We start from the raw sequence: 12163 nt of genomic DNA, 5'->3' as shown, positions 1-12163 counted from the left end.
TGGGACGCCCGCGATGAATGACGATATTTTCCTGACCCCTGCCGCCACCGAAGCCGCTGTCTTCACCGATGCCGCCGAGGCGGTGGAGGCCCTGCAGCAGCTTTACGCGAGGGCGACCGAATTTCTGGGCCAGGCCTTTTCCGATGCCGTCACCCATGGCCGGCCGGAGGCGCGGGTGCGGGCCTATTACCCGGAGGTCAGGCTCACCGTCTCCAGCCATGACAAGATCGACAGCCGTCTGTCCTTTGGCCATGTCTCGCAGCCGGGCACCTATGCCACGACGATCACCCGGCCCGACCTGTTCCGCAATTACCTGATCCAGCAGATCGGGCTTCTGATGGAAAACCACGGCGTCTCGGTCCAGATCGGGCTCAGCGACACGCCGATCCCCCTGCACTTTGCCGTGGCCAACAACCCCGGCATGACGGTGCCGCATCAGGGCGTGCTCGACTTCACCCTGCGCGATGTCTTCGACGTGCCGGATCTGTCGACCACCAATGACGACATCGTCAACGGCCAGCGCACCTACAATGCCGACGGCTCCTACCCCCTGGCGCCCTTCACCGCGCAGAGGGTGGACTACTCGCTGGCGCGGCTGAGCCATTATACCGCGACCGATGCGATCCATTTCCAGAACTACGTCCTCTTCACCAACTACCAGTTCTACGTCGATGAGTTCGAGTTCATGGCCCGCGCCGCCCTGTCGAACCCGGCGCTCGGCTATACCGAGTTCGTCGCGGGCGGCAATTCCAGCATCACCACCGGGGACGGCATCCTTGCGCCCTCCTCGAAGACGCCGCAGATGCCGACTTATCACCTCAAACGCGCCGACGGGAACGGGATCACCCTGGTCAACATCGGCGTCGGCCCCTCCAATGCCAAGACCGCCACCGACCATATCGCCGTCTTGCGCCCGCATGCCTGGCTGATGCTGGGCCATTGCGCGGGGCTCAGGAACAGCCAGAACCTCGGCGATTTCTGCCTGGCCCATGCCTATCTGCGCGAGGATCACGTTCTGGACGACGACCTGCCGATCTGGGTGCCGATCCCCGCCCTGGCCGAGATCCAGATCGCCCTGCAGGACGCCGTGGCCGAGGTGACCCAGCTTGACGGTTACGACCTGAAACGCATCATGCGGACCGGCACCGTCGCCACGATCGACAACCGCAATTGGGAGCTGCGCGACCAGTCCGGCCCGGTCCGCCGCCTTTCCCAGTCGCGTGCCATCGCGCTGGACATGGAAAGCGCCACCATCGCCGCCAACGGATTCCGCTTCCGGGTGCCCTATGGCACCTTGCTTTGCGTGTCCGACAAGCCGCTGCATGGCGAATTGAAGCTGCCCGGCATGGCCACCGATTTCTACAAGACTCAAGTCAGCCGCCATCTGCAGGTCGGCATCCGCGCGATGGAGCGTCTGCGCGAGATGCCTTTGGGCCGCATCCACAGCCGCAAACTGCGCAGTTTTGACGAAACGGCCTTCCTCTGAGGCCAGATTTCGCTGAAAGCGCGCAAAAATGCTTGCCTTGCCCGCCAAAAACCTGTGTAGCCAGCGCCACAGCCTTTCGCAGGCCAAGCAATACCCCCGGACTCCGGGAAATGACCAAGGGACAAGTCCATGAACAAGCCGATGACCAAGACCCAACTGCTCGCCGCTCTGGCCGATGCCATGGGCACCGACAAGAAGATCGCAGGCACCGCACTTGACGCGATCGCCGCCGTCGTGGCGCGCGAAGTGGCCGCCGGTGGCGCCGTGACCCTGCCGGGTCTGGGCAAGATCGTCTGCCGCGCCCGTCCGGAGCGTCAGGTCCGCAACCCCGCCACCGGCGAGACCGTGACCAAGGCCGCCGACAAGCAGGTGAAATTCACCATCGCCAAAGCCCTGAAAGACAGCGTCAACGCTTGATCTTTCCGAAACTATGGCAAAGGGTCGCCCCGTCGGGGCGGCCCTTTTGCATTGAGGAGGTCTCATGGACCTGATCGCCCTTCTGATGGGCCTGTGCTTCTCGTTGATGTGGTCCTCGGCCTTTGCCACCGGGCGGATCATCGTTGTGGATGCCTCGCCGCTGCTGGTGCTCGCCCTGCGATTCCTGATCTCGGGCGCCATCGCCGTCACCATCGCCCGCCTGCGCGGCCAAAGCTGGCGGCTGAGCCGGCCGGTGGCGCGCTCGGTGCTGATCTTCGGCCTCTGCCAGAACGCGCTCTACCTCGGGCTGAACTTCATTTCGTTGCAATGGATCGAAGGCTCGCTCGCCTCGGTCATCGCCTCGGCGATGCCGCTCCTGGTGGCGCTGATCGGCTTTGTCATGGGCGAGCGTCTGCCGAAGCTCGGCCTCGCCGGACTGGCGGCGGGCTTTGCCGGGGTGGCCCTGATCATGGGCAGCCGGATCACCCATGGCGCCGATCCGACCGGCGTGGCGCTTTGCGTGCTGGGGGCGACGGCCTTGGCCTTTGCGACCCGGCTGGTCAAATCGGTCAGCGCGGGGGGCAACCTGCTGATGGTGGTGGGATTGCAGATGCTGGTCGGTTCGGCGATCCTCGCCCTGGCCGCCATGGCCTTCGAGACGCCGCGCCTGAACCTCACGCCGCATCTGATCCTGGCGCTCAGCTATCAGATTCTGGTGCCCGGCCTTTGCGCCACGCTATTGTGGTTCTCGCTGGTTGGGCGGATCGGGGCGATCCGCGCCTCGACCTTCCATTTCCTCAACCCCTTCTTCGGCGTGGCCGTGGCGGCGGCGCTGCTGGGTGAGAAGATCACGCCCAGCGATGTGCTGGGCGTGATCATCGCTATGGCGGGGATTCTCGCCGTGCAGATCTCGCGTCAGGCGGCGGCCAAGGCCGCGTCGTAATCCTTGGCCACCTGCAGCGAGGGGCGCGCGGCATAGCGCGCGACCCAGTCGGCGATCACCGGCTCGTCGCCCAGAAGCTGCGGCGCGAAGGTGAAGGCCGAGGCGCAGAGCATGTCCGCCGCCGAGAAGTCGCCGCAGAGCCATTTGCCCGCCTCCAGCGCCTTGCGCAGCCGCGCCTTGGCCTCGGCCATGCCGCGGAAATTCCGCGCCAGCCCGGGGTGGGAAATCCCCATCATCTCGGTCATCAGGACCGGCTCCAGCACGCCCTGATACCAGAAAAGCCAGGTCAGATACGCCCCCCGCCGCGCATCGCCGGGCTTGGGCGCCAGCCCCGCCTCGGGGAAAAGCGCGGTGAGGTAGAGCATGATCGCCCCGCTTTCGGTGATCAGCGTGCCGTCATGCAGCAGCGCGGGGGCCTTGCCCTCGGGATGGGGATTGCCCGGGTCGATCCGGCCCGAACCGTCGCGATAGATGATGTCCACCTTGCGGATCTCGACCTTGTCCCAGATCTGCATCTCGTCGATCAGCATCACGATCCGGGTGGAGCGGGAATTGGGGGCGTGAAACAGCGTCAGCATCTTTATCTCCTTTGCGCTTTTCTCTGCCGCCTTTATGCTCCAGCTCTCCTGCCAGAACCTGTCAGCATGCCATGCCCCGCCCCGACCGGATGTTCCGCCTCCTGACCGCCCTGCGCAGCCTGCCGCAGCCGGTGACCGCCGCCCGCCTGGCGGAGGAGACCGAGGTCTCCGCCCGCACGCTTTACCGCGATATCGAGACGCTGCGCGCCGGCGGCGCCCTGATCGACGGCGCGCCGGGCCTTGGCTATACCCTGACCGAGGACCCCGCCCTGCCGCCGCAGATGTTCACAAGGCTGGAGGTGGAGGCGCTTGTCCTCGGCCTGGCCGAGGTGCGCCATGCCGGCGACCCCGCACTCGCCAAGGCGGCAGAGGCGGCCCAGGCCAAGATCATCGCCACCCTGCCCGAACGCGTCCAGCGTCAGGCCAGCCACGCCGTCCTGCAGATCCGCCGCTTCGACAGCCGCCCGCCGGCGCCACCCCACCTCGCCCTGATCCGCGAGGCCTGCTGGGAGGAGCGCGCCCTCGACCTCACCTACACCGACCGCGACGGCCAGCAATCCCAGCGCCGGATCTGGCCGCTGTCGGTGGTCTTCATGGACCGCACCCTGATGCTTCTGGCCTGGTGCACCCTGCGCCAGGGCTTCCGCCGCTTTCATCTGGCCTCGATGAGCGAGGTCCGCCCGACCGACACCTCCTTCCGCCCGCGCCGCGTCGCCCTCTTGCGCGACTTTCTGGCCGAGCTGAAATCCGGCCGCAGGCCCACCCCCGGTTAACCCGGTTGAAACTTCGCTGCGCCACAAACGTATCACCCATGGCGCAGCAAAGGATCACCGTCCATGACCAGCATCATCACCGATTGGCGCGTGAAGGGCAGCCTGTCCGATGCGGTCGAACTGCTGACCCGGATGCAGGACTGGCCGCGCTGGTGGGGTTCGGCGCACAGATCGGCCGAGGTTCTGGGCGCGGGGGAGTTCGTCATGCGCTCGCGCGGGGTCCTACCCCTGCGCTGGACCGCCCGTATCACCGAGGCCCGCCTGCCCTACCGCTGGGAGGTTGAGGCGACCGGCGACCTGCACGGCCGCGGCATATGGCGCCTGCGTCAGGCCGGCTCCGTGGTCGAGGTCGAATATGCCTGGCATCCCGCCCGCCTGTCGCTTGTGGCAGGCGCCAGCCACCGCTGGGCCATGGCTCAGGGCCGCAGCGCCCTTGCGGAAGAGATGGAGCGCCTGGCCAGCCTGCGGGGTCCTTCGCCCTTAGCCGATCAGACCGCGCAGCCCGCCCGTCTGGGCGCGGTCCAATAGCAGGTGGTCGGCCAGAACCAGCGCCATCATCGCCTCGCCCACCGGCACGGCGCGGATGCCGACGCAGGGGTCATGCCGCCCCTTGGTGATGAGCTCCACCTCTTCACCGCGCTGGTTGATCGTCCGCCGCGGCGTCAGGATGCTGGAGGTCGGCTTGACCGCAAAGCGGCAGACCACCGGCTGACCCGAGCTGATCCCGCCGAGGATGCCGCCCGCATGGTTCGACAGGAACACCGGCCCGTCATTGCCCATCCGGATCTCGTCGGCATTCTCCACCCCGGTCAGGCTGGCCGCCGCCATGCCATCGCCGATCTCCACCGCCTTGACCGCGTTGATCGACATCATCGCCGAGGCGAGGTCGCTGTCGAGCTTGCCATACAAGGGCGCGCCGAGGCCCGCCGGAACCCCCTCCGCCACGACCTCGATCACCGCCCCGACCGAGTTGTGCGACAGCCGCAGCCCATCGAGATACTCCGCCCAGTCGTCCACGGCACCCGGATCGGGGCACCAGAACGGGTTCTGCCCGATCTGACCCGCGTCAAACCGGCTCCGGTCGATCCCCTTGACCCCCATCTGCACCATGTAGCCGGTGATCTTCAGCCCCGGCACCAGCGCCTTCAGCACCGCCCGCGCGACACCGCCCGCCGCCACCCGGCTCGCCGTCTCGCGTGCCGAGGACCGGCCGCCGCCGCGATAATCCCTGAGGCCATATTTCTGGTGATAGGTGATGTCGGCATGACCGGGCCGGAAGCTCTGCGCGATATCGCCGTAATCCTTCGACCGCTGGTCGGTGTTCTCGATCATCAGCTGGATCGGCGTGCCGGTCGTGCGCCCCTCGAAGACGCCCGACAGGATGCGCACCGCGTCATCCTCCTTGCGCTGGGTGGTGAACTTCGAGGTGCCGGGCTTCCTGGCATCCAGCCAGGGCTGCAGATCGGCCTCGCTCAAGCTGATGCCGGGCGGGCAGCCATCCACCGTGGCCCCGATGGCCGGGCCGTGGCTTTCCCCCCAGGTGGTGAAACGAAACACATGACCAAAGGTGTTGAGGCTCATCGGCGATCTCCTGTCTGCCGCACCCCCTTAAGACAATCCGGACGGCTGCAACAGAATTTTCGTCGAAAATTCGGGGCCCGGGCTCAGTCGGCCTTCATCGAGACGATCGCCGCCTTCTTCACCGTATCGGTCGGATAGGTGATCCTTGTCTGGATGCCAAAGCGCAGGTCGGGGAAATAGGTGAAATGCTGCACCGTCGGATAGGGCCCGCCGATATGCCCGACATCCAGCCCCATCGCCGCATAGCGGCAGGACCCGATCTTCACCGTGGCCACAGTGCCCGCCGTCACATGCACCTTCTCGCGCCAGGCATCGGCCTTGTTGTCGCCGATCTTCGTCGTCGTGGCCCTTACGGCTGAGGTCCAGTCCATCGCCGGCTTCGGCTCGGGCACCCGGCGGATATAGGTATATTCCGACACCGTCGCAGAGCCGTTGCGCGTGCTTTCGGTCTGATAGATGCCATAGGTCGCCTCGACATAGCGGGCATAATTGCCGCCAGCATTGGTCTGCTCCAGCCTTATCACCTCATGCGCCTGGCGCCGCACCGTCCAGACCGAGCCATCGGTCAGCTTGACCGTGACACCCTTGGCGAAGCTCAGGAGGTTCACACATTCCGCCTGCGCCGCCCCGGCAGCGGTTCCGATCATCAGGCAAAACGCCGCCATACGCAGGACCATGTTCATTTTCTCCGACCTCCGACCCGATTCGCAAAACAAGGTTAACATCCGCCGACCCCACCGCGCGTAGAGACGGAAGGAAGACGGAAAGAAGACGCGGGCAAGACCCGGTCCAGCCCGGGGTTCTGGCAGCTTAACTCTGCGTTCTCAAGCCCTTGGCATTTGTCCTTGCGCTTGCCCGCCGATGCCCTATTTTCACGCATACCTCGGGGTGGCCTCTGGCCTGAGATGCAGTTTGCGGACCCGTTGAACCTGACCCGGATCATACCGGCGGAGGGAAGGTAACGGCGATGCTCGCCCGCTCCATTCCCGCCCGTCGCAAATGGAGAGACCATGAAAAGCTTCCATCTTGCACTGGCGTTCCTGTCCCTTGGCCATATGGCCATGGCCGACACGCCCGTTCTGAACGTCCTGACCTATGACAGCTTCGCCGCCGACTGGGGCCCCGGCCCCGCCATCGCCAAGGGGTTCGAGGCGACCTGCGGCTGCACCGTCCATTACACCACCGCCGGCGACGGCGCCGCCGTCCTGTCGCGGCTGAAGATGGAGGGCGCCAAGTCCGAGGCCGACATCGTCCTCGGCCTCGACACCACCCTGACCGAATCCGCCCGCGCCACCGGCCTCTTCGCGCCCTTGGCCGCTCAGGCCCCGAATGACCTGCCGGTGCCCTATGCCGACGCCAATTTCGAGCCCTTCGACTGGGGCTGGTTCGCCTTTGTCTATGACAAGACCAAAGTCGCCAACCCGCCGAAATCCTTGAAGGATCTCGCCGCGTCGAACCTCAAGATCGTGATCGAGGACCCGCGCTCTTCCACCCCCGGCCTCGGTCTGGTGATGTGGGTCAAGGCGGCTTACGGCGATCAGGCGGCGCAAGTCTGGAAGGATCTGGCCGACAATATCGTCACCGTCACCCCCGGCTGGGACGAGGCTTACGGCCTGTTCCTGAAGGGCGAGGCCGACATGGTCCTGTCCTACACCACCTCCCCCGCCTATCACCTGATCGCCGAGAAGGACGCCAGCAAGGCCGCCGCTGCCTTTGACGAGGGCCATTACATGCAGGTCGAAGTGGCCGGCAAACTCGCCTCCTCCAAGCAGCAGGATCTGGCGGACAAGTTCCTCGCCTATCTCGCCGCCGACGAGGCGCAGGCCGTGATCCCCACCACCAACTGGATGTACCCGGCCAAGACCCCCGCCGCGGGCCTGCCCGCAGGCTATGAGACGCTGATCAAGCCCGCGAAATCGCTGCTCTTTTCCCCGGCCGAGGCGGAAGGCCTGCGGCAGGCGGCGGTGGAGGAATGGCAGACCGCCCTGTCCAAATAAGCGCAGCGGCGCTGTCGGGCCTGATTGCCACGCTGGTGCTGGGAACGGCACTGGCGCTGGCAAGCCAGTCCACCGGCGCCAGCCTGCGGCCCGCCGATTGGTCCGCGATCCGCTTCACATTGCTGCAAGCCGTTCTTTCCACACTGTTTTCCTGCCTCCTCGCCGTGCCCGTCGCCCGCGCCCTGATGCGGCGCAGGTTCCCGGGCCGCAAGCTTCTGATCCTGCTGATGGGCGCGCCCTTCCTGCTGCCCGTGGTGGTGGCGGTTCTGGGCCTCCTCAGCATCTATGGCCGCAGCGGCGTCTTGAACCAGCTTCTGCAGGCATTGGGCCTGCCGGTCCTGTCGATCTATGGCCTCAAAGGCGTGGTTCTGGCCCATGTCTTCTTCAACCTGCCGATCGCCACACGGATGCTGCTGAACGGCTGGCAGTCGATCCCGGCCGAGCGGTTTCGCCTGGCCGAAACCCTGGGCCTCCCCTCCCCCTTCCGCCACATCGAGCTTCCCATGCTGCGCGCCGTCCTGCCGGGCGCGGCTTTGGCGATCTTTCTGGTCTGCCTCACCTCTTTCGTCGTGGCGCTGACGCTTGGCGGCGGCCCGAAGGCCACGACGCTGGAGCTTGCAATCTACCAGGCCCTCCGCTTTGACTTCGACCCCGGCAAGGCAGCCTTGCTCGCGGCGGTGCAATTCGCGCTCTGCGCCGGGGCCGTACTTCTGGCCGCGCGCTTCACCTTGCCCCTGGCGCTCGGGGCCGGGCAGGACCGCCCCCTTGTGATCCGCGCGCCAAAGGGCCGGGCAAGCGATTGTTTCGCCATCGCTTTTGCAGCCCTTCTGCTGGTCCTCCCCCTCGCCGCGATCGTGGTGGAGGGGGTGCCGGCGCTGGCGCATCTGGGCCCGCTGGTCTGGCAGGCGGCGCTGCGCTCGATCCTGATGGCGCTGGCTTCGGCGACGCTCTGCACCACCGCGGCGCTGACCCTGACGCTGGCGGTGGCGCGCCATGCCCAAGGCGCGCGGTGGATCGAGATGGCGGCGATGCTGCCGATGGCGGCCTCTGGCCTTGTCCTTGGCACCGGGCTTTTCCTGGTGATCCGCCCCTTCTTCCGCCCCGAGGATCTGGCCCTGCCGGTCACCATCCTGAGCAATGCCCTGATGGCGCTGCCCTTCCTTTACCGCCTGCTGTTGCCCGAGGTGCGGGTGCTGCAGGCCGATTACAGCCGCCTGGCGGAGGCGATGGGCCTGCGCGGCTGGGCGGCGCTGCGCTGGCTGGTGCTGCCGCGTCTGGCCCGCCCCCTTGGCCTTGGCAGCGGGCTGGCGGCGGCGCTGGCGATGGGCGATCTCGGCGTGATCGCGCTCTTTGCCGGCGAGGGGCAGGCCACGCTGCCCCTCGTCGTTCAGCGCCTCGCCGGGGCCTACCGGATGGCGGAGGCCTCGGGCGCGGCGCTCCTCCTCGTCGCCCTCAGCTTCGGCCTTTTCGCCCTGTGTGACCTCGGAGGCCGCCGTGCTGCAGCTTGACCATCTGACCCTGACCCAGGGCAGCTTTCACCTCTCCGCCGACTGGAGCCTGCAGGCCGGCAAAAGGCTGGCCCTGCTCGGCGCCTCGGGGGCGGGGAAATCGACGCTGCTGATGGGGCTTGCGGGTTTTGTCACGCCAACCGCTGGGCGCATTCTGTGGCGGGGTCAGGATCTGGCCCCCCTGCCCCCGGCAGAGCGGCCGGTTTCGATCCTGTTTCAGGACCAGAACCTGTTCCCGCATCTGACACTGGCGCAAAACCTCGGCCTCGCGCTGAACCCGCGGATGAGGCTCAGCGCCGCCGACCATAGCCGGATCGCGCAGGTTCTGGCCCGCCTTGGCCTCGCCGGGCTGGAGGGGCGCCGGCCTGCCGATCTGTCGGGCGGGCAACAGGGCCGCGCGGCCCTTGCCCGCGTTCTGTTGCAGGCGCGGCCGATCCTCTTGCTGGACGAACCCTTTGCCGCCCTTGGCCCGGCGCTGAAGGCTGATCTTCTGGCGCTGGTCGCCGATCTTGCCGCCGAGGCCGGGACCACGGTGATCATGGTCACCCACGACCCCGCCGATGCCCGCCGCTTTGCCGATCAGGTGGTGCTGGTCCATGACGGAGTGGCCGATGCCCCGGTGGCGACCGAGGCGCTTTTCGCCGCCCCGCCCCCGGCCTTGCGCGCCTATCTCGGCACATGAAAAAGGCCCCGTCCTGCGACGGGGCCCTTTTCATTCAATGCGTTGAAGATCAGTGCGCGATCTTCTTGCCCTTGACCTTGGACCACAGGCGCTTGTTGGTCAGGTAGAGGAGCACCGACAACAGACCCAGGATCAGCACGGCCTTGAAGCCGGATTCCTTGCGGACCATCATCTTCGGCTCGGCGGCCCACATCAGGAAGGCCGCGACGTCCTGCGCCTCCTGGCTCAGGCTCGCTTCGGTGCCGTCGGCGTATTTGACCTGACCGGCCGCCAGGGCGGTGTCGGGCATGCCCATGTAGCCACCCGGGAAGGCCTTGTTGCCGTAGAAGGTCACGCCGGCGATGTCCTTCGACTCGCCGGTGAAGCCGGTGAGGATCGAGTAGATATGCTCCGGTCCGCCCATGCCCTTGAAGAGCTGGTTGGTGCCGAGGCCGTAGGGGCCCGAGAAGCCCTTGCGCGCCTTGGCCATGACCGAAAGGTCAGGGGCCCCAGCGCCGGTGTTCTCCGGGAAGTGGTCGGCCGGGGTCGCCGGACGATCCTCGCCGGTGACGGCGTCCTTGACGGTGATGGTCTTGGCATAGGCCTTGACCTGATCTTCCGGCAGGGTCGGGCCGCCCGGTTCGGACAGGGCGCCGATGCGGACGAACTTCAGACCGTGGCAGGTCGAGCAGACCTCGGTATAGACCTGGAGCCCGCGCTGCAGCTGGTGTGCGTCGAAGGTGCCGAAGGGGCCTTCGAAGGAGAAGGCGATATCGGTCGTCTCGGCCCCCTCTTCGGCCCAGGCGGCTCCGGTCAGCAGGGTCAGAGCAGAAACGGCGCTGATTGCGATTTTGCGAAACATCTCAGTCAGTTCCTTTCTCTCACTCGGCCGGGCCAGAAACGGGGTCGGCGTAGTGCGACTTGAAGTCTTCCTCGATGGTCGCCGGCGGCAGCAGCGGCTTTTCAAGCACGCCAAGCAGCGGCAGGATCACGAGGAAATAGGCGAACCAGTAGGTGGAGGCGATCAGGCCGACCCAGCCGGTGAAGGTCGAGGGGACCTGAGAGCCGCACCACATCAGCACGACGAAGTCGATCACCAGAACGGCGAACCAGGCCTTGAACATCGGGCGGTAGCGGCCCGAACGCACCGAGGAGGTGTCGAGCCAGGGCGCCAGCGCCATGGCCAGGATCGCACCGGCCATCGCGATGACCCCGAAGAGCTTGGAATCGACGATGCCGAAGGTCAGGAAGTGGACGAGCTGCACCACCCAGACCGTGTTATCGAAGGTCCGCAGGATGGCGTAGAAGGGCAGCAGGTACCATTCCGGCACGATATGCGCCGGGGTGGCGAGCGGGTTGGCCTGGATGTAGTTGTCCGGGTCGCCTAGGTAGTTCGGCATGAAGCCGACCACGGCGAAGAACAGCATCAGGATCACGGCCAGCGCGAAGAGGTCCTTGATGACGTAATAGGGCCAGAAGGGAACGGTGTCGCGCTCGGCCTCTTCCTTCGATCCACGGCGCACTTCAACCCCGGTCGGGTTGTTGTTGCCGGTGGTGTGGAAGGCCCAGATGTGGACGCCCACCAGGGCGGCAATCACGAAGGGCAGCAGGTAGTGGAGCGAGAAGAAGCGGTTCAGCGTGGCGTTGCTGACGGCAAAGCCGCCGAGCAGCCATTCCTGAAGGGCCGTGCCGACACCCGGGATCGCGCCGAACAGGCCGGTGATCACGGTGGCGCCCCAGAAGCTCATCTGACCCCAGGGCAGAACATAGCCCATGAAGGCGGTGGCGATCATCAGGAAGTAGATGATCATGCCGATGACCCAGGTCACCTCGCGCGGGGATTTGTAGCTGCCGTAGTAGAGGCCGCGGAAGATGTGGCAATAGACGGCGAAGAAGAACAGCGAGGCGCCGTTGGCATGCAGATAGCGCAGCATCACGCCGCCGTTCACGTCGCGCATGATATGCTCGACCGAACCGAAGGCCAGATCGACGTTCGGCGTGTAATGCATGGCCAGCACGATGCCGGTCACGATCTGCAGCGCCAGACAGAAGGTCAGGACGATGCCCCAGATCCACATCCAGTTGAGGTTCTTCGGCGTCGGAAGCATCAGCGTGTCGTAAAGGATGCTGACAATCGGCAGGCGGCTGTGGAGCCATTTTTCAAAGCCCGATTTGGGCTCGTAGTGGTCGTGCGGGATACCGGCCATCGATTGTGTTCC

At 66.2% G+C, this 12163-nt stretch carries 13 protein-coding genes and 1 riboswitch; of the genes, 8 read left to right on the top strand and 5 right to left on the bottom strand.

Annotated elements, in window-relative coordinates:
* The first annotated feature begins 13 nt into the window (after window positions 1–13).
* The 3 genes from AC1DZT_RS01605 to AC1DZT_RS01595 all read left to right on the top strand — a co-directional run bounded on the left by AC1DZT_RS01605 (window position 14) and on the right by AC1DZT_RS01595 (window position 2846).
* The gene (locus AC1DZT_RS01605) at window positions 14–1486 is read left to right on the top strand and encodes an AMP nucleosidase (RefSeq protein ID WP_478004838.1); all 1473 of its coding nucleotides are present in this window, start codon (window positions 14–16) and stop codon (window positions 1484–1486) included.
* 129 nt (window positions 1487–1615) lie between these two features.
* Window positions 1616–1903, top strand: coding sequence for an HU family DNA-binding protein (locus AC1DZT_RS01600; RefSeq protein ID WP_478004837.1), 288 nt, complete (start codon window positions 1616–1618; stop codon window positions 1901–1903).
* A gap of 64 nt (window positions 1904–1967) precedes the next feature.
* Window positions 1968–2846: a DMT family transporter gene (locus AC1DZT_RS01595; protein WP_478004836.1), complete on the top strand. Its 879-nt coding sequence runs from the start codon at window positions 1968–1970 to the stop codon at window positions 2844–2846.
* Here the strand turns inward: AC1DZT_RS01595 and AC1DZT_RS01590 are convergent.
* Window positions 2819–3424: a glutathione S-transferase family protein gene (locus AC1DZT_RS01590; protein ID WP_478004835.1), complete on the bottom strand. Its 606-nt coding sequence runs from the start codon at window positions 3422–3424 to the stop codon at window positions 2819–2821. The genes AC1DZT_RS01595 and AC1DZT_RS01590 overlap by 28 nt on opposite strands.
* 71 nt (window positions 3425–3495) lie before the next feature.
* Between AC1DZT_RS01590 and AC1DZT_RS01585 the strand changes: the two genes are divergently transcribed.
* Both AC1DZT_RS01585 and AC1DZT_RS01580 read left to right on the top strand, forming a co-directional pair.
* Window positions 3496–4197 (top strand): helix-turn-helix transcriptional regulator, encoded by a 702-nt coding sequence (locus AC1DZT_RS01585; protein ID WP_478004834.1) that lies wholly within the window; start codon window positions 3496–3498, stop codon window positions 4195–4197.
* 63 nt (window positions 4198–4260) lie between these two features.
* Window positions 4261–4725 carry an SRPBCC family protein gene (locus AC1DZT_RS01580; protein ID WP_478004833.1) on the top strand — a complete coding sequence of 155 codons (465 nt, stop codon included), beginning with the start codon at window positions 4261–4263 and terminating at the stop codon, window positions 4723–4725.
* Here the strand turns inward: AC1DZT_RS01580 and aroC are convergent.
* Both aroC and AC1DZT_RS01570 read right to left on the bottom strand, forming a co-directional pair.
* Window positions 4678–5778 (bottom strand): chorismate synthase, encoded by a 1101-nt coding sequence (aroC, locus tag AC1DZT_RS01575; protein ID WP_478004832.1) that lies wholly within the window; start codon window positions 5776–5778, stop codon window positions 4678–4680. The two genes, AC1DZT_RS01580 and aroC, sit on opposite strands and share 48 nt — an antisense overlap.
* Before the next feature lie 83 nt (window positions 5779–5861).
* Window positions 5862–6455 (bottom strand): hypothetical protein, encoded by a 594-nt coding sequence (locus AC1DZT_RS01570; RefSeq protein WP_478004831.1) that lies wholly within the window; start codon window positions 6453–6455, stop codon window positions 5862–5864.
* A 197-nt stretch (window positions 6456–6652) separates the two neighbouring features.
* Window positions 6653–6751, top strand: a riboswitch (TPP riboswitch).
* 37 nt (window positions 6752–6788) lie between these two features.
* Here AC1DZT_RS01570 and thiB point away from each other — a divergent pair.
* Genes thiB through AC1DZT_RS01555 form a run of 3 tightly spaced genes read left to right on the top strand, consistent with a single transcriptional unit; the run spans window position 6789 to window position 9965 of the window.
* Window positions 6789–7775 carry a thiamine ABC transporter substrate binding subunit gene (thiB, locus tag AC1DZT_RS01565; protein ID WP_478004830.1) on the top strand — a complete coding sequence of 329 codons (987 nt, stop codon included), beginning with the start codon at window positions 6789–6791 and terminating at the stop codon, window positions 7773–7775.
* Entirely contained in the window at window positions 7751–9283 is a 1533-nt protein-coding gene (locus tag AC1DZT_RS01560) for a thiamine/thiamine pyrophosphate ABC transporter permease ThiP (RefSeq protein WP_478004829.1), read from the top strand. The genes thiB and AC1DZT_RS01560 overlap by 25 nt, the downstream gene beginning before the upstream one ends.
* Window positions 9270–9965, top strand: coding sequence for a thiamine ABC transporter ATP-binding protein (locus tag AC1DZT_RS01555; protein ID WP_478004828.1), 696 nt, complete (start codon window positions 9270–9272; stop codon window positions 9963–9965). Before AC1DZT_RS01560 ends, AC1DZT_RS01555 begins: the two co-directional genes overlap by 14 nt.
* A gap of 49 nt (window positions 9966–10014) precedes the next feature.
* Here the strand turns inward: AC1DZT_RS01555 and AC1DZT_RS01550 are convergent, their stop codons facing one another.
* Both AC1DZT_RS01550 and AC1DZT_RS01545 read right to left on the bottom strand, forming a co-directional pair.
* Window positions 10015–10806, bottom strand: a complete 792-nt coding sequence (locus AC1DZT_RS01550; RefSeq protein ID WP_478004827.1) for a cytochrome c1 — start codon at window positions 10804–10806, stop codon at window positions 10015–10017.
* Window positions 10807–10825: 19 nt separating this feature from the next.
* Window positions 10826–12151, bottom strand: coding sequence for a cytochrome b (locus tag AC1DZT_RS01545; RefSeq protein ID WP_478004826.1), 1326 nt, complete (start codon window positions 12149–12151; stop codon window positions 10826–10828).
* Between the last annotated feature and the right edge of the window lie 12 nt (window positions 12152–12163).

The organism is Rhodobacter sp. P1_C2 (assembly GCF_056406375.1).
The sequence above is the reverse complement of the archived record's forward strand: the minus strand, read 5'-3'. Positions and strand labels throughout refer to the sequence as shown.

Bases quoted from the DNA above. Each gene is read 5' to 3' on its own strand.
- AC1DZT_RS01580 (WP_478004833.1), top strand. From the start codon at position 4,261: ATGACCAGCATCATCACCGATTGGCGCGTGAAGGGCAGCCTGTCCGAT.
- thiB (WP_478004830.1), top strand. From the start codon at position 6,789: ATGAAAAGCTTCCATCTTGCACTGGCGTTCCTGTCCCTTGGCCATATG.
- AC1DZT_RS01605 (WP_478004838.1), top strand. From the start codon at position 14: ATGAATGACGATATTTTCCTGACCCCTGCCGCCACCGAAGCCGCTGTC.
- AC1DZT_RS01595 (WP_478004836.1), top strand. From the start codon at position 1,968: ATGGACCTGATCGCCCTTCTGATGGGCCTGTGCTTCTCGTTGATGTGG.
- AC1DZT_RS01590 (WP_478004835.1), bottom strand. From the start codon at position 3,424: ATGCTGACGCTGTTTCACGCCCCCAATTCCCGCTCCACCCGGATCGTG.
- aroC (WP_478004832.1), bottom strand. From the start codon at position 5,778: ATGAGCCTCAACACCTTTGGTCATGTGTTTCGTTTCACCACCTGGGGG.
- AC1DZT_RS01585 (WP_478004834.1), top strand. From the start codon at position 3,496: ATGCCCCGCCCCGACCGGATGTTCCGCCTCCTGACCGCCCTGCGCAGC.
- AC1DZT_RS01600 (WP_478004837.1), top strand. From the start codon at position 1,616: ATGAACAAGCCGATGACCAAGACCCAACTGCTCGCCGCTCTGGCCGAT.
- AC1DZT_RS01550 (WP_478004827.1), bottom strand. From the start codon at position 10,806: ATGTTTCGCAAAATCGCAATCAGCGCCGTTTCTGCTCTGACCCTGCTG.
- AC1DZT_RS01570 (WP_478004831.1), bottom strand. From the start codon at position 6,455: ATGGTCCTGCGTATGGCGGCGTTTTGCCTGATGATCGGAACCGCTGCC.
- AC1DZT_RS01545 (WP_478004826.1), bottom strand. From the start codon at position 12,151: ATGGCCGGTATCCCGCACGACCACTACGAGCCCAAATCGGGCTTTGAA.
- AC1DZT_RS01560 (WP_478004829.1), top strand. From the start codon at position 7,751: ATGGCAGACCGCCCTGTCCAAATAAGCGCAGCGGCGCTGTCGGGCCTG.